At 68.0% G+C, this 20904-nt stretch carries 23 protein-coding genes; 9 read left to right on the top strand and 14 right to left on the bottom strand.

Going from position 1 to position 20904, the window contains the following annotated elements; translation table 11 throughout:
• Positions 1-231: 231 nt before the first annotated feature.
• Positions 232-846 (top strand): sigma-70 RNA polymerase sigma factor region 4 domain-containing protein, encoded by a 615-nt coding sequence (locus Q9G87_RS50960; protein WP_305923925.1) that lies wholly within the window; start codon positions 232-234, stop codon positions 844-846.
• A gap of 37 nt (positions 847-883) precedes the next feature.
• Here Q9G87_RS50960 and Q9G87_RS50955 read toward each other — a convergent pair whose 3' ends face one another.
• Positions 884-1288, bottom strand: coding sequence for a hypothetical protein (locus Q9G87_RS50955; protein WP_305923924.1), 405 nt, complete (start codon positions 1286-1288; stop codon positions 884-886).
• A gap of 120 nt (positions 1289-1408) precedes the next feature.
• On the opposite strand from Q9G87_RS50955, the gene Q9G87_RS50950 reads away from it, so the two are divergent.
• From Q9G87_RS50950 to Q9G87_RS50940, 3 genes are all read left to right on the top strand, one after another.
• On the top strand, positions 1409-1810 hold the full coding sequence (locus Q9G87_RS50950) for a hypothetical protein (protein WP_305923923.1): 402 nt from the start codon (positions 1409-1411) through the stop codon (positions 1808-1810).
• A gap of 171 nt (positions 1811-1981) precedes the next feature.
• Entirely contained in the window at positions 1982-2386 is a 405-nt protein-coding gene (locus Q9G87_RS50945; RefSeq protein WP_305923922.1) for a hypothetical protein, read from the top strand.
• Positions 2387-2609: 223 nt separating this feature from the next.
• The gene (locus Q9G87_RS50940) at positions 2610-2975 is read left to right on the top strand and encodes a hypothetical protein (protein WP_305923921.1); all 366 of its coding nucleotides are present in this window, start codon (positions 2610-2612) and stop codon (positions 2973-2975) included.
• An 853-nt stretch (positions 2976-3828) separates the two neighbouring features.
• Here the strand turns inward: Q9G87_RS50940 and Q9G87_RS50935 are convergent.
• The 5 genes from Q9G87_RS50935 to Q9G87_RS50915 form a co-directional block, all read right to left on the bottom strand.
• Positions 3829-4197, bottom strand: coding sequence for a hypothetical protein (locus Q9G87_RS50935; RefSeq protein ID WP_305923920.1), 369 nt, complete (start codon positions 4195-4197; stop codon positions 3829-3831).
• A gap of 206 nt (positions 4198-4403) precedes the next feature.
• The gene (locus Q9G87_RS50930) at positions 4404-5999 is read right to left on the bottom strand and encodes a pentapeptide repeat-containing protein (RefSeq protein ID WP_305923919.1); all 1596 of its coding nucleotides are present in this window, start codon (positions 5997-5999) and stop codon (positions 4404-4406) included.
• A gap of 124 nt (positions 6000-6123) precedes the next feature.
• On the bottom strand, positions 6124-7632 hold the full coding sequence (locus Q9G87_RS50925) for a hypothetical protein (RefSeq protein WP_305923918.1): 1509 nt from the start codon (positions 7630-7632) through the stop codon (positions 6124-6126).
• 33 nt (positions 7633-7665) lie between these two features.
• Positions 7666-10518, bottom strand: coding sequence for a hypothetical protein (locus Q9G87_RS50920; protein ID WP_305923917.1), 2853 nt, complete (start codon positions 10516-10518; stop codon positions 7666-7668).
• A 252-nt stretch (positions 10519-10770) separates the two neighbouring features.
• A complete protein-coding gene (locus Q9G87_RS50915; protein WP_305923916.1) occupies positions 10771-11148 on the bottom strand; it encodes a hypothetical protein in 378 nt (125 codons plus the stop codon).
• A gap of 427 nt (positions 11149-11575) precedes the next feature.
• Between Q9G87_RS50915 and Q9G87_RS50910 the strand changes: the two genes are divergently transcribed.
• From Q9G87_RS50910 to Q9G87_RS50895, 4 genes are all read left to right on the top strand, one after another.
• On the top strand, positions 11576-11815 hold the full coding sequence (locus Q9G87_RS50910; RefSeq protein WP_305923915.1) for a hypothetical protein: 240 nt from the start codon (positions 11576-11578) through the stop codon (positions 11813-11815).
• Positions 11812-12126 carry a hypothetical protein gene (locus Q9G87_RS50905; RefSeq protein ID WP_305923914.1) on the top strand — a complete coding sequence of 105 codons (315 nt, stop codon included), beginning with the start codon at positions 11812-11814 and terminating at the stop codon, positions 12124-12126. Before Q9G87_RS50910 ends, Q9G87_RS50905 begins: the two co-directional genes overlap by 4 nt.
• Positions 12127-12446: 320 nt before the next feature.
• Positions 12447-13343: a recombinase family protein gene (locus Q9G87_RS50900; protein WP_305923913.1), complete on the top strand. Its 897-nt coding sequence runs from the start codon at positions 12447-12449 to the stop codon at positions 13341-13343.
• Positions 13344-13411: 68 nt separating this feature from the next.
• Complete coding sequence (locus Q9G87_RS50895) at positions 13412-13867, top strand: hypothetical protein (RefSeq protein ID WP_305923912.1); 456 nt, start codon at positions 13412-13414, stop codon at positions 13865-13867.
• Here Q9G87_RS50895 and Q9G87_RS50890 read toward each other — a convergent pair.
• From Q9G87_RS50890 to Q9G87_RS50870, 5 genes are all read right to left on the bottom strand, one after another.
• On the bottom strand, positions 13832-14218 hold the full coding sequence (locus tag Q9G87_RS50890; protein ID WP_305923911.1) for a hypothetical protein: 387 nt from the start codon (positions 14216-14218) through the stop codon (positions 13832-13834). The two genes, Q9G87_RS50895 and Q9G87_RS50890, sit on opposite strands and share 36 nt — an antisense overlap.
• Positions 14215-14349, bottom strand: a complete 135-nt coding sequence (locus Q9G87_RS50885; RefSeq protein WP_305923910.1) for a hypothetical protein — start codon at positions 14347-14349, stop codon at positions 14215-14217. The genes Q9G87_RS50890 and Q9G87_RS50885 overlap by 4 nt, the downstream gene beginning before the upstream one ends.
• Positions 14350-14486: 137 nt before the next feature.
• Positions 14487-14993 (bottom strand): single-stranded DNA-binding protein, encoded by a 507-nt coding sequence (locus Q9G87_RS50880; protein WP_305923909.1) that lies wholly within the window; start codon positions 14991-14993, stop codon positions 14487-14489.
• Positions 14994-15086: 93 nt separating this feature from the next.
• Complete coding sequence (locus Q9G87_RS50875; protein ID WP_305923908.1) at positions 15087-15275, bottom strand: hypothetical protein; 189 nt, start codon at positions 15273-15275, stop codon at positions 15087-15089.
• 1795 nt (positions 15276-17070) lie between these two features.
• Positions 17071-17766, bottom strand: a complete 696-nt coding sequence (locus tag Q9G87_RS50870; protein WP_305923907.1) for a hypothetical protein — start codon at positions 17764-17766, stop codon at positions 17071-17073.
• Positions 17767-18125: 359 nt separating this feature from the next.
• Between Q9G87_RS50870 and Q9G87_RS50865 the strand changes: the two genes are divergently transcribed.
• Complete coding sequence (locus tag Q9G87_RS50865) at positions 18126-18299, top strand: hypothetical protein (protein ID WP_305923906.1); 174 nt, start codon at positions 18126-18128, stop codon at positions 18297-18299.
• A 154-nt stretch (positions 18300-18453) separates the two neighbouring features.
• Here the strand turns inward: Q9G87_RS50865 and Q9G87_RS50860 are convergent, their stop codons facing one another.
• The 3 genes from Q9G87_RS50860 to Q9G87_RS50850 all read right to left on the bottom strand — a co-directional run bounded on the left by Q9G87_RS50860 (position 18454) and on the right by Q9G87_RS50850 (position 20733).
• Positions 18454-19080: a DUF4192 family protein gene (locus Q9G87_RS50860; protein ID WP_305923905.1), complete on the bottom strand. Its 627-nt coding sequence runs from the start codon at positions 19078-19080 to the stop codon at positions 18454-18456.
• A gap of 140 nt (positions 19081-19220) precedes the next feature.
• Positions 19221-19820 carry a hypothetical protein gene (locus Q9G87_RS50855; protein ID WP_305923904.1) on the bottom strand — a complete coding sequence of 200 codons (600 nt, stop codon included), beginning with the start codon at positions 19818-19820 and terminating at the stop codon, positions 19221-19223.
• 430 nt (positions 19821-20250) lie between these two features.
• On the bottom strand, positions 20251-20733 hold the full coding sequence (locus Q9G87_RS50850; RefSeq protein WP_305923903.1) for a hypothetical protein: 483 nt from the start codon (positions 20731-20733) through the stop codon (positions 20251-20253).
• Between the last annotated feature and the right edge of the window lie 171 nt (positions 20734-20904).

The raw sequence follows: 20904 nt of genomic DNA, 5'->3' as shown, positions 1-20904 counted from the left end.
TGGCGGGCCGCGCGAGTCCCGAGACAAGCAAACCGCCGCCCTTTCCGGAGGGATGGGGCGGCGGGGAGAGGGGCCGTGCGCGCCGACTCGGCGCGCACGCAGAACGCCCCGCGCCGAGTCGGCGCGGGGCTGGAGGGGCGCGGGCGTCTACTTCGAGGACCCGCCCGCGTGTACCAATCTGGTACGCTCAAGCTCTGTACCAGATTGGTACAGAGGAATCGGAGGGGCGTCTTGAAGATCACGACGCGTTCAGAGCGCGGCGATGAGCAGAGCTTCACCATCGCCTATTCGCGCGGCACGGACGACCCTTCCAGCGCGCTGGCCACGCTGATCGCTTCAGGTGGTCTCGAGCGGCTGCTGCACGAGCTCGGAAACCAGGAGTCGATCGATCATCTGCCGGAGTCGGCGGCAGAGATGGAGGCGACGCTGCACGTGGTGCGTGACGCCCTCGACGACCTGGAAACCCGCCGACGCCTGCTCATGACGGCGGCCCGCACCCGCTTCCGCCAAGACTTCCCCTTGCGGGATCTGGCCGAGCATGCGGGCCTGGCCACCATGACCGCGCGGCGCCGGCTGGAGGAGGACCGGGGACGCTGGCCCGGCCTCGGGCGCACGGAGGACACCACGGAGGACAACGAGGTTCAGGTGCTGCTGACCATCGGCGACCAGGCGGAGCTTGTCACGTCGCAGCATCCGGCCTCCGCGCCGCTGCGCATCCCCGCTGCAAGGATCGCCGAACAGGCGGGTCTGCCGGCCAACGAGCTGCCCGGGCGTCGCTTCACGGTCGACCGGCTGACGTCCACGGACGCGGACGGCTTTGCCCTGGTGCACGATCCGCGCCGGTAATCCCGGAACCCCGGCGGCCGGCCTGTCCGGCGCGGGATCAGCGGGTCTTGGGCGGGCGACCGGTCCGGCGGCGTTCCCACCGTTGGTCAAAGGCGACGATGTCGGCCCGCGCCCACAACTTGCCTGCGGCGAGGTGGTAGCGGGGGCGGGGGAAGTCGCGGTGTCCGGTCTCCGGGTCGGCGAGCTGGTGGACGCGCGCCCGGGACACGCCGAGGATCTCCCCGACCTCGACCGCGCCGACGAGATCATGCCGGGCCGGGTCGCGCCGCACCACGTCGCCGAGGGCCAGGAGCAGCATGTCCGCGGCAGGCCGGTGCTGGCCCTCTGCCGCCAGCTCGTGGACGATGTCGGCCAGCTCGGCGGCAGTGATTCCCAGCGCTTGAGCGACGCGCGTGGCTGCGGCGTCCAGCTCGGGATCGATGCGGATCTCGGTGTTCTCCATGGGTCCAGCATGCCATAAGTCCTTGAAGAATCGCAAGCATTTATGGCATAATGGAGGCACCGGCAAGGGGGTCGGAACCCGGAACCGGACGCAGGTTGACAACTCCAGAAGGGACCACGGATGGATTACGAGGACTTTCAGGCTCGCCTCGAAAACCTGGGGGAGATGCTGGAAGGCACCTATACCCTGATCGGCAAGCTGTGCATGCGACTGCCTCTCCCGATCAACCTCCCGCCGATCCCGCTCGACGGGGACCGGGGGCTGCTCGACGGCGAAGGGCTCGCCGTGGCCGAGGTCGTCGAGCGCGCACGGGTCGCACTCCTGGACCTCCCCATGGATGACGTGACCACGGCCGTGTTCAACACGCTGCTGATCGAATGGCTCACCACGCGCGAGTTGTACGCGCTGGCAGACTTCGGGCCTCCGCATGAGTACCTCCCGCCTTCGATGCTGCTGGCCCTGGAGCGGATGGGCCGCATGGTGGATTACCTCGAAGACCGGCTGGATAATCCCGAGACCTGATGATCGACTGCCGCCCCGGATGTCCGGGGCGGCAGTCGTCTTTTCTGAGGTCAACCTGCGATAAGTCCTTGAAGAATCGATAGGACTTATGGCAGAATAGAGGCATCGGCAAGGGGAGTCGGAAACCCCAAACCGGACGCAGGTTGACAACTCCAGAGAGGACACCACGCGGTGAACGCGGAAGAGTACGAAGAGCGGCTCGAAGGGCTAATCGAGATGGTGGTCGATCTCTACGGCATCATCGGCAAACTGTTCGGCCTCCTGCCCATCCCGATCAGCCTCCCGGCCCTCTGGGACGACGACCGGGACGAAGGTCCGGACGTCGCCACCCTCATTGGGGCGCTCACCAGGGCGCGGGCCATGCTCATGGATCTTCCCCTCGATCCCAGGCTCACGGCCCTGCTGAACCTGGCGGTCGTCGAATGGCTGGGCGCGTTCGACATGTGCGCCCTGGCCGACGCCAACCGAACCAGTCCCGAGGCGGACGCCTACCGGCTGGAAGTGATCTGGCTGGCCACGGGACGGATCACCAGTCTGACCGAACTGGCGAGAGATCAGCTCCATCTCGATCTCTGATCACCACACAAGAGGCCGTCCCGGGACATCGCTCCCGGGCGGCCTCTTGTTGCCGTGACGCCCGTGCGGCACGGCGGGCAGACGCGGGCAATCCCTTCCTCCTCTGCACTCCGCACCCAATAAATCCTTGCGATTCTTATAGGACTTATGAGAGAATAGAGGCATCGGCAAGGGGGTCGGAACCCCGAACCGGCGCAGGTTGACAACTCCAGAGAGGTAGCCAATGCGAGAGCTGGAAGAACTGGCCGAACTGCTGCTGGGCGCGTACGCACTCACGGGCAAACTCCTCAGCCTCCTCCCGATCCCGATCCTCCTCCCACCCCTGGAGGAGACGGGCGGGCTCAACGGCGCTCAGGCACTGGAGCGGGCGCGCGTGGCCATACATGATCTTCCCCTGGATCCACACGTCGTCGCGACCCTGGATCACATGATCTTCGAATGGCTGATCGCTCGAGATCTCTGCACCCTTGCGGTCTCGATCAGCCCAGACCCGCACCGCATCCACGGTCTGCGAGCCGCGCTGGCGCGCTTCAGCGAAATCTCCGAACGCGCCGAGCGACTCTTGACCCTTCCGGGCCAAGGTCTGTGATCTGCCGGTCTGCCGCCCTGGAACCTCCGGGGCGGCAGACCAAACAAAAGGACCGGTGAGGCGGAACCCCAAGGGGTTCTCGATCGGAAACCTCACCGGTCCTGCAGGTTGAAAACTCCCGAAGGAGCTACCCCCCATTCTAGCCCGTGCAGGCATTCTCACCTCCTCGACTCGGCGACTCACCCCAAGGCGCACGGCACCGTCGGTGACGATTCACGTGCGCTGTCGACGGGGAGGGTCAGCGTCGCGAACTCGAGGAACCCAGCGATGCCGAGGGCGACCGGAACGGACGCACGGTACCGGACGGTGCGGGCGGGGCGGCCGCCTTGCACCTTTGGGGTGGTGCGCGCCCGCGAGGCGGCCGTCCCGCCCGCCGCGCGGGGGTCTGGGGGCGGCGGAGTCCCCAGCCACCCCGTACCAGAGGCCAGCCAGTCACCCGTGACCACCTGTCGTGGCGCCTCCTGCAACGGGCGAGCGCCGGCCCGGAAGCGGAGCGCCAGCGGAGTCTTCTGGGCCGGCGTGAGCCCCCGCGCACAGGGGCGGACGAAGGACGATCCGTAGGACGCGAGCGCAGCGAGCGCCCTGTGCGCGGAATATGCAGGCCGTCGCCCCAACCGACGGAGAGGGTATCCGCCCGCGTGCAGGGGCTCGAACCAGCGTGGTTCGGTGTGAGCGCCGGCCGGACTGATTCTGCGGGAATCGCCCGCGGCCACCAGACGCCGTGGCGGTCAGCGACTCGGAGCTGGCAGAGCTCCTCGTGCGGAATCCGCGCGACCAGGGAGAGGGCACGACGGGCGGAGGCAAGGATGCTGCTGGTGTGGGCAGCAGCCCGAGCGTTGATCTGCTGCTCACTTCACGGTTTGACGTCCTTGTCGAGCACGGCCTGGGCCCGGGCGGCGGCGATGTGGTCGCGCGCCATCTGCCACGGGACCACCTTGGCGTCGCCGGCGGCCTCCAATCGCGCGGCACGCAGACCGGCGAGGATCTCGCCCATGGACAGCTTGTGGGTGACGCGGTGGCCGAGCTCCATCTCGGCCTGGTGGTAGTCGGCGGCCAGCTGCGACCGCAGCGCCACGGCCAGCAGCAGGTCGTCCATGGAGCCCAGGACGCACAGCGAGCATGGTCGGGCCAGGCCCCAGGAGTAGGCGGCGTGCGGCCGCAGCCCCGATCCTTTGATCTGGTCCCAGACCTGCTTGATGGAGATCGGACTCGAGCACGGCACGGCCAGTCGCCGAATTGTTCTTATGAGGGATCAATGGTCCAGTCCCGGGCTCGGAGGAGCAAGGCGTAAGGGGTGCCAAACTGGCAGAAACGGGCCGTGGGGCTCGCGCAGATGGGAGATTCGGCTCGAACATGACGGGATAAGTCCCGGCGATAACGCGATCGTCGCTGTTTCCGCAGGTCGTGCTGCTCGGTAAGAGTCTTATGTCAACCCTCCGCCTCCCCGGCCGGTTCAGGTCCCGGCTCCGCCGCCCCGCCGCCCGCCTGGGGCCCCACCAGGCGCAGCGTCTGCCACCCGTCCGTGCCCGCCTCCACCTGCCAGGTGGGCGGCCACACCCGCCGCACGCCCGCAGCCGCCGGCGCCACCCGCACGCCGCCCAGCACCGCCACCTCCAGCCCCGTCGCCCCGTCGAACTCGGCGTTGCCGTTGAAGGTCGTCCCGTCGAACCAGGCGTAACCGGAGAAGGCCGCCCCGTCGAACTCGGCGTTGCCGTTGAAGGTTGCCCTGTTGAACCAGACGCCGCCGGTGAAGGTCGCTTCGCCGAACCCGGCGTTGCCGGTGAAGGTCGCTTCGCCGAACCCGACTTTGCCGGTGAAGGTCGCCTCGGCGAACCCGGCGTGGCTGGTGAAGATCGCCTCGGCGAACCAGGCGTAACCGGAGAAGGCCGCCCCCTCGAACCCGGCGTTGCCGGTGAAGGTCGCCTTGGCAAACCCGGCGCCGCGAGTAAAGGTCGCCCCCTCGAACGCGACAAGGTGGGTGAAGGTCGCCCCGAAGAACTCGGCGTGGCTGGTGAAGGTCACCTTGGCGAACGAGGCGTCGCCGTGGAAGGCAGCCTCGCGGAACGCGGCGTAGCCGGTGAAGGTCGTCCCGCCGAACCCGGCGCCGCGAGTGAAGGTCGCTCCCTCGAACCTGGCGCCGCGAGTGAAGGTCGTCCCGCCGAACCCGGCGTCGCCGGTGAAGGTCGTCTCGCCGAACCTGGCGTCGCCGTGGAAGGCCGCCCGGCCGAACGCGGCGTCGCCGACGCGGCAGACGCTCAGGTCGAAGTCGAGCAGGGTGGCGCCGGTGAGGTCAAGGCGGATGCCAGCCCAGTGCCGGGCGTTGAGGTCGGCGCTACGGGGCTGCCACCAGCGACGGGCGGGCGGATCTAGGTAGCGCAGATGCGCGGTGAGGATGCGCTGGGCGGTCAGGCGGACCTGACGCTCCTCGTGCGGATCTCGGCCCAGTGGTGCGGAGACGCCGCCATCGGCGATGCGCGGCTCGGCAGGCGCGGCCGGGCCGGCCTCGTCTGGGGGCGGGGTGTATGGCATGCGCAAGTACGCGCAGATCACATCCACGATGGTCTGCCGCAGCGCCGCACTGGGATTGTCCTGGCCCAGCTGGTCGAGCGCGTACAGGCCGCCCAGGCGGACCGGGGCCTGGGTGCTGCCGAGCTGCTCGACGGCCTTGCCGTAGCGGTCGGTGACATGGCCGCGTTCGCCAAGCTGGAAAGTGCGCCTGGCGGTGTTGGCGTTGCGCGCGGTGTAGAGCACCGCAACCAGCGCGGCCAAGCCCGTAGCGATGGCCAGCATGTTGCCACGAACCCCCGCCACCGCCGACGCCCAATCCTTGGCAGCCAGCTCGTTCGGATCCGCTGACGGTGTCGCCGGTGGCATGGTCGGTGACGGAGCTATCGCTGGCGCGAAACCATCGTCCTGGGTTACGCCGTCCACGTTCTCCAGCACCCATACTGCGCCCGGCCCCAGCACCAGCACGGCAACCGACAGCAGTCCAAGCACCAGAACGACGATCGAGACAGGCTTCACACCACCCACGGTGACCCGAATCGACGTCCACGGCCAGTGATATGCCTACGGCCCCGTTTCTGCCCCTGCCAGTGTGGCACCCCGCATACGTCCGACCCGGCGATGTGACAGGGAATGCTGGAAGTCACGCCACGACCGGGGGACGCAACGACCGTGTGACGGACCCCAGCGAACCACTGAAGACGGTCTCCGCCGCAGCGAGCAGTTTCCCCAGGTCCCGGGGGTCCATGGTCACGCTTACGCCGGGGAGGTCGATGGTGGTCAGGCTGCCTTCGGGTTGGATCGGCCCTTGGTCCCCCTCGGGACGTCCGCCGAAGCGGTTGAGGATGAACATGATCAGTACAGCTGCCCCATAGGCCGGCGCCGGGTTGCCGCCGCTTCCTACGGTCGCCGCTGCCGCGAGCAGGCCGATGACCAAGATGACCAGCAGGAGGAGCCAGTTGTCCGCAACCCACTGGGTGATGCCGCGCAGGACCTCGTCAGCCTGGCGGGCGAGCTCGGTTAGCTGCTCCTTGCGGCGCTTTATCTCGGCGCGTAGCCACAGGTACAGAAGCAGGGACAGCTCGGCGTAGTCGACCAGTTGCGGTCCGCTGAAAACGGCGTAGAGGACGAGCCCGCTCAGCATGGGAAGCGTCATGGGAACGGCGATGGCCGGATATCCCATCTGAGCCGACACATCGATTCTCGAGCACAGTCTCGATTCCCAGGTTCCGCCGGGCAGCATCGTCCCGAGTGTTCCCCGGAGCCTGGGATTCTCCTCGGCCCAAACGGCGGCCACATAGTTGTAGGAAACCCGGTACCACGTGTCTTGCAGAACGCCCACCGGAGCACCGAGAAATGGTTTGACCTCCCAGTGGGCCATCCGGCCGAGGTCCGCGATATCGGCTCTGCGGTTCGACACCCACGGCCGTTTGCCGCCGTAATTGGGATTGAGCCAGGCGTTGTAGCAGCAGGCGAGCCGCGGGTCCCGCCCAGCAACCTCGGAGAGGCGCTCACCTCCGAACCGGACCGGGAAGCCGCCGTAGACGCGCCGGTCTGCGACCGTGAGGTTGACCCCGTAGTGCTCCCGGTAGTTCTCGGCGAGCCTCCGGTGGACCTCGTTGCCGACCCTTGCGGTCGAGCGTATTCCGGGCATGGCCGCCGCGGCGCCGGCGACCGTACTGGCCAGGGCCAGTTTGACCGGCAACGCGGCCAGGTCAGGCGCCGCCACCCGGCCGAGACGTGTCAGCGCCCGCACGAGCTCGCTCGGCGTCCAGTCGGTAGGGGGTTGGAAGCCCTGCCCCTGGCCCGGCGGCGGCAGCGATCCCACCGCTACCCCCAAGGAGGGAAGGGCCGCGCCCGGAAGCGCTGCCACCGAAGTCGTCGCGGCTTGGAGAATGGCCGTCAGCCGCTCGGCGGACAGTCTTCCCAGCAGCTCGCCCGTGGGCGCCTCCTGGCCAAGGCCCATGGTCCTGGCCAGCAGAGAGTCGAAGGGGATGTTCACTCGCAGTGCCGAGCACGCGAGTTCGTGGGCGCGCAGGAGGCTCGGCGCCAGAAGCCCGGTGAGCGTCTCGCTGATCAGGGTCGCGCCCGGCCAGCGTTGCAGTCCCTGGTCGAGCACTGTCCTGGTCAGAACCTCGGCCGTGGTCGCCACCCGGCCTCCCTTCCTGGGGAACGCGGTGGTCCGTCATACGGGCGGCGGGTTGAGGTTGGAGTCCCGCTGCAGGTAGACCAGGTTCGTCGGTGTCCTGACTGGCCAAGTCTCGCCCTGGAGCACACCTCCCTGGTCGGCCCGGTCCGCGGCGAGTATCTCGCTCGCGATCGACACGTACAGCGGGTCGGAGCCGCTGATGGGCGGCGGGGAACCGCCGGACCAGACCTGGCCTGTGGCCAGGAACCACAGCGCGACCTGTTCGAAGCCGGGCCGGACCGGGACGACCGTTCTGGCGAGGCCCGCCTTGAGGAAGGCATCGTGGTCGGGGTCCACGCCGTCCAAGGTGAAGGCGTTCTGCCAGCTGGAGCGGCGTCCCCAGAAGTACGGGTAGAGGGAGTAGATCATGTTCTCCCACTCGAAGGCCTGCTCGTAGAAGGAGACCACCGCCGATTGGCCCACGGCGGCGGGCGCGTCCATGACCGGCTCGTCGGCCGCGGCACCCTGGCGGATCGCGCCGAACCGGTCGAGGGGCGATCCGGATAGCAGGCCGATGACCATCTTCTTCAGCTCGGAGCGCTCCCTCCGCCGGTTGAGCGCCGGGTTTGTCCCGGTGATGACACCGGAGGAGACGATGTCGGCCGCGCGGCCCCGTTCCTCCCAGGCCGCGTGGCGATCGGCGTAGGCCTGCATGATGGCGGTGAACGTCTGCACCTGCCAGCGTTCTAGGGATCGCTGGGTGCGCTGGCAGACGATCTCCAGCGTGTAGGCGTATCCCCAGGCGTTGTGGATCGTGAACGCCACCGGCACCATTCCCGTCTCGCCTGCGAGTTGTAGGTCGAAGGTGAGCGGCATCGCGCCATCGCCCGAGGTGTCGCGGAAGTTCGCGGCGCCCACGGAGAGGTAGCAGTCGAACTTCCAGGCACTGGCGTACAGGACGCCCGCGGCGCGTACCGCGGTATAGCCGTCTGGTACCTGGAGGCGTTCCTCTGAGCGGTAGAACAGGAAAGCGGCGGTGGCGGCGTCGGGCGTGTTCTGCGTGTACTCCTGCTTTCCCGCCATCGCGACCGTCTGGAAGAGCAGCGGCGGCGGTTCGACGACCGCGCCTTGCGGACCGGCGACGGCCAGGTAGTTGGACGGATCAAGCTGGCCGGGGTCGCTGAGGCGGGCACCACTGGGTAGGGAGGGCGGCGGAGGCTCCGGATCGGAGCCGTCGGCCGGCTCCGTGGTGATCCACCGCAGGAAGACGCCCGGCTCGGGGACATGGGCCTCGACCATGAGCCGCAGGCCGTACGCGTAGACCCCTACATCCTGTTCATCATCTACGAATCGGTAGATACCGGCCCGGTTGGGGACGTTGCCGGGGTTGGTCAGCTCGTGCCGGTTGGTCTCCTCGATCTCCCGGATCGTGATGCGCTGCCTGCGCTCGAGCGTTCGCTCTGTGATGCGCTTCAGCGCCCGGTCGACGGTTTCGCGCGCCGTAGTCGTGGACGTGCGTGCGGCCTCGGTGGACGCCGAGGAGCTGGTGAAGCCGAAGCTCGCCGAGGCTTGGACGGTGCCGTAGCTCCCCGACACCTGGGCTCCCGCCTGGAGCTGGGTCTGCGCGCTGATCTCCCGCGACGTCTCGGCCACCAGGTCGAACCGTTCGGTGCTCTGAAGGTCGCGTTCGTCCACCACGGTGTTTTCGGTCTCGGTGAACGTCGTGTCCTCGGTGCGGTCCTGACGGCGGTGGGTGCGTTCTCGGGTCTCGCCGGCCATCACGTTCTCGATGTAGGTGATTGGCCCGGGCACATAGGCCGTGTGCTCCCGGCGTACGACGAGGAGTTCGCCGATGCCCGGCGGGCGCACGAGACCCGCCACGGGGGGACGCAGCGCGCCATAGCCAAGGGGGAACCCGCCGGTCGGATCGATGGCCTCGGCGGCTTTGGCCGCGAGGGGCAGGGGCGCCCAGAGCCTGGCGCGCTCCAGCGTGTTGACGGCGTTCAGCAGGTCGGCCTCGCCAGGAGCCAGTTCATCGAGGACGGCCCGTGTCTCTTCGGATATCCGCTCGAGGACCGCCCCCCTCAGCATGGCACGCGGTGGGCGGACGGCCATCTCCCGCAAGGGCCGCAGCTTTGGTGAGGCCTCATCCGGCGGCTCCTCCTGCGGAGCGGGCCGGACCTCGGATTCGATCTCCGGGTCTGCGGCCAGGGCAACCAGCTCCGCCAGCGCGGCGGCACGGCGGCGGGACCCATTCTCCCGATCCGGCGGGACCGGTTCCGGCTCGAGATCACGCAGGACGGGCCCGATTTCGCGCTCCGCGACAGGGAAGTCCAGTGCCTGTGGCATCGGCTGCGGCTCCTCCTCCAAACGGGGGATCAGCAGCTGGCTGACCTGGCCGGGAAGTACAGCAGCGCCTCGATCGAGAAGGTCGCGCAGCGCCTGGTCGAGGGCTTCGCCGTCGCCACCGTCGCGGTCGCCCGCCCAGCGCAGCACCCTTTGCCCCGCGACGGCGAGGATCACCATGCGGTGCACAGCATTACGCACCGCTGACGACGTCTCAGGGACCAGCAACGAGGCCATCAGAGCGTCCTGCGCTCTGGCGCGGGCGTTCTCAAGGACCTCGGCGCTGTCCAGGTACCGCACCACGAGCCTTTGGAACCGGGCCACGGTCATGACGCCGACGGATCCGGTGATCGCCGTGTCCAGCCGCCGCAGCGAGACAAGGAGCTCTTCGTCGCCCGCCTCCGCCAGCCATTCCCGTGCCACCGTGGCCGGGTCTTCGGCCTCGACGACCCGGTTCTGGAACTCGCTCGGCGGCTCGGACCACGCGTTGATCAGTAGACCGCCTCCAGGCTCCGCCGGAACCGCGCCGCGCAACTGGATGAAACGGTAGAGCTCGTCGGCCATTATCGACTCCGATGTTCAAAAGGAGTGGGAACCGCTACTGCATCATCGCCCCGAAATTCGAGCAGCATCCGAAATGGCCGGAAGAGGCCAGGAACTTCAAGGTTGAAATCGGGATAGCGGAACGGCCGAAATATGCCCCGGCTCGCGCAGCCAAATTGCACGGAGGAAAGGTCGGTGGGCATTTGCTTTCCAAATGCGACGGAACGAGAAACGGCCCGCCTTCGGAAGGAGGCGGGCCGGGACACGGGTGGATCAGAACGGGGAGGCGAACCCGGTGCCGTGGCAGTGCTCGCAGTGGCCGTTGCCGCCGGGCCGGGCGTTGCGGTGGGTGGCCAGTTCCGTGGCGATCAGGCGGTGCAGCCACGTGGTACGGCCAGGCCCGAGAGGGATGACGTAGCGGCGGATCTCGGCGCTGTCGTCGATGATGAGCTCGTCGGCGGGGTCGAAGATGCCGTCGATCGGGAAGGTCGGCAGGCCCTGGAGCAGGGCTCGCACCAGGACGTCGGCGTGCTCGGCTTCGGCCTGGCAGACGGAGGGGCGCGTACGCCAGGCGCGGCCGAGCAGTGCCGCCAGCCTGTACGGCCACGAGCGTGTGGCGGGACGAGGGTGGATGAGGTCGCTGAAGTCCATGGCCGCTTCCTTTGCTGTGCGGGGTGCCCTTGGCCTGGGCCCCCTGTCCGGTGTTCCGATGAGGGAGGGCCCGCGGCCGGAGGGAGGGAGCGCAACCCGGGGACCCCGCCGCAGACAAGATGTTTTGGCGCAGGTCTCCCCCCGGGGGACAGCGAGAGCCGTGGCATAGCGCCAAAAGATCTATGGCGGAGGCGGGCGAGCCGGGTTGCGTGGACGAGCCCGGCTGCGAGGCTTGCCCGAGTTGGAACACCGAGGGCGGCCGACGGTCGGGTGCGTCAGCAGAGGGCACCGGGCGGGACGGGGCTGGATTGCCAGTCGACACGTGCCCGAGGGGCAAGACGTAGCGCGCCCTTCAAGCGGCGAGATTCCCAGCGCTACTAGTAGCCGCACTAGTAGTGTGACCACTATGCCGACTACTATCGCGAGTATGGGTACGACAAGGAACGGTTCCTACAGCCTGAGCGAGATCGCGCACGGCTTCATCGAGGCCGGCGCCGAACGCGACCGGCTCAGCAAGTCGGCCTACGTCGAGCAGGCCGTCATCTACTACGCCATCGCCACAGGAGCGCCAACCGCCGACGCCGACAAGGCGTTCGCCGAAGCGCTCGTCGACGAGCAGGAAGCCGCCGCGGCTGACGATGAGTTCCGGGAGCGGGGCGCCGCGTGATCCCACTCACCGCGGGCGGGGTCTACCTCTACAGTCCGAAGGGCATCGATCGTGAGCGCTTGATGCTCGTCACGTCCGCAGCAGCCGTACTCGAGTCCCGCCGCCGGTTCATCATCGGCCTGACGGTCATGTCCTCCCATGACGGCGACACCCTGACGGTGCCGATCACCGTGAACGGCGCCCGCCGCTACGTCAACTGCACCCAGCCGATGCGGCTGATCCGCGACTGGTTCTTGGAGCACCACGACTCCATCTCCCCTCAGGAGTTGGAGGCCGTGCGGGCGTACCGCCGACTGTCGGAAGACCTGTGAAGCGCTGAGAGGCCCAGGAGCCCCCGCACCGCTCCTGGATCTCTTGACGGAGCCCACGGCCGCCGCATGCTGCCTCGCCGTGTGGGTTTCGTTGAGGGATCACCGGGCGACCCGCCACAACCGAACTTCCCTCCGGTTTCCGGCCAGCCCAGAGCGGGACTCTTCGTAACCAAAGATAGCGCCTCGTGATTCTCATAAATGATCAGTTGTGACAGTTCTGAGAACGAGCCAAAACGCGCCCGGTTTGCCCGGATTCTCGTTCGCAGAACACCTCTCAAAACTTCCGGAATTTGAGAGACACTTCTGAGAGACTGTGGGGCATGGACTTGACCCCCGCCGGCGCCGCAGATGCGATCGAACGCCGCGACTGCCCCAAATGTGAGGCACCGGCCGGCAGCGCCTGCCGCACCCGCGGCGGCAAGACCGCGACCAAGTACCACACCGCGCGTTTCATCCTCGTGCCCCCTCTCCGGGAAGAACTCGAGGTGCCGGTGCCCGACGACCGCGGGCCCGGGCGGCCGTGGCGGCAAGGACCACCGATCGAGGCACGCCCCGAAACCAGCCTCGCCGCCAAGCCGATCCGCATCGGCTACGCCCGCTGCTCGACCGCCCAGCAGGAACTGCAAAGCCAGCTGGATGCCCTGGAGGCCGCGCAGTGCAAGCGGATCTTCTCCGAGAAGATCAGCACCCGCGTCAAGGTACGGCCCGAGCTGGAAAAGGCACTCAAACTCGCGCATGACATCAAGCAGGCCGCGCCTGACCAGCCGGTCATCCTCACCGTGCATGAGCTCAAGCGCCTGGCCCGCAACGCGGCCGAGCTGATGACCCTCTCGGCCACCCTGCAGACCGGCGACATCCAACTCGAACTCCTCACCGGCCCGCTCACTGGCATCTACGACCCCAGCGGCATGGGCTCCATGCTGTTCGCCGTGCTGGCCGTGGCCGCCCAGCTCGACCGCAACTACATCCGGGAGAAGACTCTGGAGGGCCAGATGGCCGCCGCGGCCAAGGGCAACCACGGCGGGCGGCCGAAGGTCATCGACGACGACATGCTGCTATTCGCCCGCGCGCTGAAGGACAACGGCACCCCGGTGCCGGAGATCGCCAAGAAGCTGACCATCAAGACCGGCAAGAACGCGGGCAAGCACCCCTCGGTGGCCTCGCTGTACCGGGCCTTGGCCGAAGCCGAACACACCGAACCCGCAGGCCACGCGTGATGATCGCGCGCCCGGCGAGCGTGAGGGTTCCTGCCGACCATCTGCCCGACCAGAACAGGAGAAGCCCGATGACCGTATCCCAGGTGCGTCTGCACGCCGAGCAGGACGGCCGCCGCTACGACCTGACCGTGCAGGCCGTCGACGGCGGCCACCAGGTGGAGCTGATCGGCAGCGACGCCGACGGCCAGTTGCTGGCCGAGTGGCGCGGCACGCTGCCCGCCGCCACCGACCTGACGGCGATCGCCCAGCTGCTGTCCTGCGGCGTCGCGGAGCTGACCGGTACGCCGGCGCCGCGCCCGGCCACCACCGTGGAGCAGCAGCGGGCTAAGCACGCCAACGCCGCCCGGCCGTGGAGTGCCGATGACGATGTACGCCTGGCCGAGCTGGCCGCCTCGCCCGAGGTCACCATCGAGGATCTGATGCGCGAGCTCGGGCGCAGCCGCGGCGCCGTCCGGTCCCGACTGGAGAAGAAGGTGCCTGGCAGCCCGCTACTCCTGCGCCGGGCCCCGGCCGTCACGCCTTGACTCGTCGGGCGTGACGAACAGGGAGATCTCGGTGAACCACGCGGCGGGGCTCCAGATGTAGGGGTCGAGGTCGCAGCTGCTGGCCAGCAGGCTCCGGCCGGTGACGACGCCGTCGCCATCCTGGCAGCCCTCCCACTGGGTGAACAGGTCCCAGCCGTCGGCAGCCCGGCGGACGCCGTAGACGCCGTACAGCTCGTACCCGCCCGGGCGCCGGTTGGTGATCTTCGCCCGGCCGATGCGCTGGTAGACGCTGTAGGACCAACCGGTGCCGCCGGGCTGCGGCTCGACCGCAAACAGCTCGCCAGCGAGCGGATCATCCTGGCCCGCCGGCGAGCCAGGTTCCGCGGTCACGGGGCGACGCCTTGCCCGTCGCGGGCCTGCAGCATGGAGGAGTAGCGGTCAAGGACGAGCTCGATGTGGCGCCAGCGCTGCTCGGCAGGCGTGATGGTCATGGTGATCTCCCATGCGATGGTGATGGACATCAATGGATCCGCGCGGTGCGCGGGGCCTTCAGCCGCACTGAGTTGCCCGGGCTAAGACGCCGGCGTGTCACAGGCGGCGGCAGGAGTTCAGCGGGGCGGCCGCTCCCGGACCTGGGAGCGGCCGCCGGCTGGGTGGGCTAGAACTCCGGGGCGGGGTCGTAAGCTCCGGCTCCGGCCATGGCGGGCGCCGACTCGCTGACGGCCGGGCCGGTGTCCTGGCCTTCAGCGGGCATGCCGTCCCAGGGGTTCTGCGGGGGAGTGTTGACGGTGCGGCTGCCGCGTACCTTGACCACCTTGGCGGTGGCGTGGCGCATGGACGGGCCGATCTCGTCGACCTCGATCTCGTAGACGGTGCGCTTGTCGCCCTCCTTGGTCTCGTAGGTGCGCTGCTTGAGCCGGCCCTGCAGGATGACGCGCATGCCGCGCTGGAGGCTCTCGGCGGCGTTCTCTCCCATCTGCCGCCACACGTTGCAGGTCAGGAAGAGGCTGTCGCCGTCCTTCCACTCGTTCGTCGAGCGGTCCATGAAGCGCGGGGTGGACGCGAGGCGGAAGCGGGCCACCGCCTGGCCGGTCGGGGTGAAGCGCAGCTCCGGGTCGTCGACGAGGTTGCCGATGAGGGTGATGACGGTGTCGCCTGCTGCCATGGTGTCCTCCAAGGACGTCGATGGGATGAGCGGTTGCCGAAGCGGGACGGGAACGGAGCGGGCGGGGGGCCGGCGGCCCCCGCCGAGCAGGACCTAGAAGGGGATCTCGCGGTCGGCGACCGTCGTCAGCCGGTACGCCTCGACCTGCTCGCCCACGCACCCCAGGCAGATGCGGCCGCCGTCCGTGGTCGGCCAGCTGTGCTCGAGGGTGACCCCGTTGGCGCACCTGCTGCAGGCGGTGATGTCCGTGCGGTAGAGGGGGAGGCCGAGCTTGAGGGTCATGGTGTGGCTCCTTCCGTACGGTGCCCCTGCTGGGTGTCCGTTCCGTGTTTCGGTGAGGGAGGACACGCAGGCGGAAGCGACGAAAGGCAACGCGGCGGCCCCGGCCAACAAGATGTTTTGGCGCCCCGACCGGCGCTGGTGAACACCCGCTCGCGCCAAAAGATCTTGGCTGAGCGGGGTGAGCGCAGCGAAAGCCGGGTTGCCTGAAGGAGCGTGCCTGCGAGGCTGACTGAGCCGGAATGCGGGGCGGGTCCACCAGCAGGGAATTACGGCAGGTGGCCCGCCTGAGCCGCACGCTCCGACCGTACAATCAGCACAACCCCGGCATCCGGTCCGATGCGGCGACGAGGTTCCTGCGCGCGTGCGGCGCGACCGCCGTACGACACCCTCGCGTCGAAAGAGCGTGGCTGCGGTGGCGCGCCCCGTGTACGCCGCCGGTGCGCGGACCTCTGACCGCGTACCGTCACGGTCGTGACCGTCGCCATCAGAAACGCAAGGCTCGAACATAAACCAATGCGTGCAAGCGGCTAGCTTGGCATGCATTTGGTGGTGGGCGCGGCCAGCGTGATGCAGAGTGGAGTTAACCCCATATATCCATATTCGTCCGAATTGGACGCTAATGATGGAATTGCGTTTGTGTCGCCAGAGACGCGATACCGAAACGGACTCCAAGGAGGACAAGCGAGAAAGGGCCCGGCTATCCATGCGGAGGTCAACCACATGGACAGCGTTCCGAGAACACGGCATCTGAGCGCGATACTAAAGAGGGCACTGCTCGTCATCGCTCTGGGGCCGCTCCCGTTGATCGGGCTCTCACCCCATGCCCAGGCGAACGCAAAGGACGATGACCTTTCCGGAAACTGGACCGGCACCTGCACGAAGATCTCAACAGGGGACACCTGGGATGCTCACGTGACTATTCGCGACGCTGGTACGTATACCTGGACGACTACATCCCCTTGGACTGCCAGTTCCACCGGCAGGGTCGACCGTGCGTCCGGGCAACTGATCGATAGTAACGGCAAGGCTTCCGCCTACTCGGTAGACGGCAGGCACATGAGCACTGTTTCATCCAATGGGATGACACGATGCTCGCTCACACGATAGTCAGCAGCCCTTCACGGGCACCGTCTGGCAGCGTTGCCAGGGAAGTGAGCCCCAGGTTCCGCGCTTTTAAGGTCCGGCTATCCATACGGAGGTCAACCACATGGACAGCATTCCGAAAACACGGCATCCGATCGCAACGCTAAAGAGAGCACTGCTCGTCGCCGCTCTGGGGCCGCTCCCGCTGATCGGGCTCTCACCCCATGCCCAGGCGAACGCAAAAGACAATGACCTTTCCGGAAACTGGACCGGTACCTGCACGAAGTACGCAACAGGGTCCACCTGGGACGTTTACCTCACCATTCGCGACGACGGTACGTATAGCTGGACGAGCAAATTCCCGGCTACGAAAGATGAGCCGGCGCGGACCGTCAGTGCTACCGGCAGGGTTGACCGTACGTCTAGGCAACTGATCCGACCTGATGGCAGCGAGATGAGCACCTTCCACCTGGTGGACAGCAGGCACATGCGCGTTGATCCAGCCCATGGGCTGTCACGATGCTCGCTCGCACGATAAGTCAGCAGCCCTTCACGGCCACCATCCGGCAGCGTATTGGGATGCGAGGGCTACCTAGCCGGTAAATACGGAACAACGGAGCTCGACGGTCCTGGTGGCCAAAGAGCCCACGCGGCCAAGGGCGTCGTCCAGGCGCCGCGGGCCCCTGGAGTCGTTCCTAGTGCTGTGCCGGACTCAAATAGAAGGGGGAGTTGACCTGCCGTTTCCGCGCAGGGTTGCGGTGAACATCTCGCCGTGTAGTGCCGGGCTGACAACCTCGATGGACCGAGCCAGGCGAACCAGGCGAAGCCCTTCCTCGCGGTAGACAGCGAGCACCGCCTCGACAGCATCCGGTGAAAGGCTGCGAAGGTCGCCGGCGGCATGCCGGTAAGCGGCCCTGGCTCCCTCGACGGCCGCATTGACGTTGAGAAGGGCCATCCGAGCCAGGGCGATGGGGTGACGTTTCAGCACCTCATACGCCCTGTACTCCGGTGGCACCGTATCGAGAAGCCATGCCACCGCCGACAGCTCCCACTCGGGTTCGCTTGGTGAGTGAACCTCGGGCGGCCACTCGGGCGGAAGGTACATATCGCCACCGTACTCACGCTCGACGTGCTGCTTGATGGGGCTGTGCGAGGCGTCGGCCTGGCCAGCTGGCAGCTTGGGGATGACGTCTTGGGTGAGTTCAACAGCCCCGTAGTCGACGTTAGGTAGGAAGTGCACGCGCTCCAGCGGGAGCCAGTCCTCACGGGGGACCAGACCGCCCCGCGGCCCCGGGGTGATCTCCGTCCAGGCCACCAGCGCTTCTTCGCGCCCGTCCGCGAGGGTGCGCCTCTTGAGCAGGTAGCCGGCGCCGTCGGGTGGGAGCTTGACGACTGGCGGATCAGACATGGCCACAGGCCATGATATCGAACAAGTGTGCGGCGAACGCGAGGGTTGACCGGGCTATGAGCAATCGAGCGGGTCAACCGCGCGTTCAGCTGCCCGGTGGCGCAGGCAGGGGCATCATCGCGGCTCAAGGCCTATGTGGCGCCCAGGAAGGCGGGCAAGGTGGACGCCGACGACCGGCGAAAGCGGTCGCCGTAGAATCGCCACGCACCACACCACCCGGGGGGAAACCAACGTCTGACGAGCAGATACCCGTTAAGGCGATCGAAGCGCAGCAAGCCTATGACGCGGCCGACGAGGAAGTGCGGCGGCTCACCGCTTTGATGCCGTCGAGCGTTGCTGTGGCCGCTGGCGAGGTGTCTGTGCCGGAGGGGTCGTGGGACGAGCTTGCGAAGGCGCGGCAGGCGCGCCTGGATGCGCTGGGTGTGCTGCAACCGACGAAACGGTGGGAGGACGACGGCGGCCCCATCGCGGCGGAGGCAGCGTTGAGGAAGGCGGCCAGGGCGGGCGGTGACGGGCCGCCGGACGCGGCGTAACGGCCGTTTCCCGGAGGTGGTCTCTACTCCGGCGCATCATGAGGTGCTTGTGCTGGCCACCGATCCACACCGCGGCCGCGGTCCTCGGGGGTAGGTGCTGTCGATGGTTGATCGCTCCTCACAGGCGGTTGGATTTTTTGGAACCCCTGCCCCGTCAGCCCTTCGCCGACCCTGCGGCATCGAGGTAGACGGTCAGGGACCGCTGCAGATGCTGCAGCCATTCCTGTCGGGGCGGCCCCATGAAGAGATCCAGCTCGGCCGGCAGGGGTAGGCGCACTCGAAGCGTCTCGGGATGCGCGCCGACGTGCAGCGCCAGTTTCAGCAGCTGCGCCATCGAGTAGAAGGGACTGACCGCCAGGACTTCAGCGACAGCACGTTTGGCGACGTCGAGCTCGCCTTGGCACCAGGCGGCCAAGGCCCGAAGGGAGCCGACCGGGGCCAGGAACGCGGGCTGGGTGCGCCTGGCCACGTCGAGCAGCATCGTCGTCATGGCGGCCGGCTCGGCTTGCACGGCCAGCCAGGCTTCGTCGCGGATGCGTACGATCTGCAGGTCCATGGCGAGCCGGATGGCGGTGGCGTCGTCTATGGCTGTGCCGTGGCGATACGTGCTGATGGTCTGGCGCAGCCGGGCGAGGCCTCCGCCGACGATCTGCTCGACTGGTGGGCGAGGGTGGATGCGCAGCTGGTCGGCGAGGTGGCCGGCGAGCTGGCGGGTCAGCTTCCGCAGCGGGTCGGTGTGCTCTTGTGCGGTCAGCGGGGTGGGCAGGTCGGGCGTGTCCATGGCGATCTCCTTGCGGGTGGTCGGCGCTGCCCCGGGAGGCGGGCGAGGGTCCACCACTCGCCGCCGACGGGGGGAGTCGGGCTGCCTAGGGCCGGGGCGGCGGACGTACGACCGTCCGCCGCCCCGGCCTTGGCCATCACTTACGCGGTCGCTGGCAGGTCCTCCTGGGCTCGCTGCGCGTCCTTGGCCTTGGCCTCGGCACTGGCGAGGATGCCCGGGAGGTGCTTCTTGACAACGATGCGTACGCGGCGCTCATTCATGCCGGAGCAGCTCACGACCTCGCTCACCAGCGGCTCGATGTCCGCCAGGTCCGGGGTCGGCGCAGGCAGGACGCCGGCCTTTTCCGCGCGCCTGAACAGGCGCCTGTACTCGCCGCACCAGGCCTGGCGATCGCCGAACTCCTCCATCTCCTCACGGCTCATCGGCAGGGCTTTCAGCACGGCTTCCGCGTGCTCGGGGTAAGACTTCACTTCCGGATCGGTGGCCAGAAATCGCACCAGCGGGTCCTCGGACGCGATCAGCTTCTGGTACGCCTCGGCCTGCTTCTTCTTGTGCGCCTGCGCCAGCTCGCGCAAGGCGGCATTGTGCTTGTCCTCCGCCTCGAAGTAGGCAGCGATCTGGTCGGGAGACACGGTGTGGTCCCATGCCGGAACCGGATGTGCTCTGTACACGCGGTCGGTTTCGGTGCGGTGGTTCCGGCTGTCGATGGCGTCGAAGTACGCCTTCACCTCAGGCAGCATGGGGAGCTTTCCTTCCTGTGCTGGTGGACGGGCTGCCGGAAGAGGCCTGGTGGTGGTTAGGGCCCGGGCCGCGGAGGCGGGGCTTCCCCCCTTCCGGCGATGAGCCGTCAGCGGCACGGCGAAGCGCCCCGCAACCGTCCGTTTCTGCCTGTTCCAAGATGTTTTGCGCCAGCAAAAGATCTTGGAACAGGCAGAACTCGCCCACCAGGCACTGCGGAGCGGGGCGAGAGGACGGTTGCAGGGGCGCGCCGCCGTGCCGCAGGCTGCGAAGCCGGAAAGGGGGACACACCGCACTGGCCCGAGTGCCGCACCCCAGCGCCTGTGGTGGGGCTGCCGTGTCAGCGGCAGAGCGCGACAGTGGCGTGCGGCATCAGTCGCTCCGGTGAGGTGGGAAGGGCGGGCCGCGACCGGGCACGTGCGCCGGATGCCGTCAGGCGGAGCGGTGCGCAGCCGGTGTTCGTGCCGGCGTTCCTGGTGCTGCCGTACGGCGGCGTGAGGCAGAGGAGGGCGCGCGCCGGTCGCGGCGGGGGTAGGGGCGGATGATCGGCGTGCCAATCGTGATGCGGGATCGCTGGTGGCGCGGCCCGATCGTCCAGGCGAACTTGTGGTTGCCGCCATGGCGGATCTTGGCCGCGCCGACCTCTTCGAGGGTGTGCGTTACCCAGTCACGCCGGGACTGGTCAGGCCTGCGCGGCGTCGCCCCGGCGGTGAGGAGCCTGCGGACGGTGTGCTCGGCAGACGGTTCGCCGGCGCGGACCTTTTGCAGGCTCCGCTCGGGGATCGTGGTGGCGTCCGGCATCAGCCACATCGCCCGCGTGGCAGTGCGGCCGAGATAGAGGGCGTTGCAGGAGCGGTAGCCGACGCCATCGTGACCGGGCATGATGACCGTGCCATCGGCGGCGACCCTCGCCACGGGATCGGCGTAGGCCAATATGGCCCTCAATCCGAGGCTGGCCGCCAGGCGGAGCGTCTCGGCGATGGCCCAGCTCTCCTGGTGGAGTGTATGGATTCGTAGATGACGAATTCGCGTGTGCCGATCATGAACTGTTGGGGTGGAAGCATGCTACGCCTTCGGAGGCGGCGC

It is taken from the genome of Nonomuraea turcica, from assembly GCF_030718205.1.
In the GTDB taxonomy this organism is placed as follows: Bacteria; Actinomycetota; Actinomycetes; order Streptosporangiales; family Streptosporangiaceae; genus Nonomuraea.
This window is presented reverse-complemented; position numbering and strand designations above follow the sequence as displayed.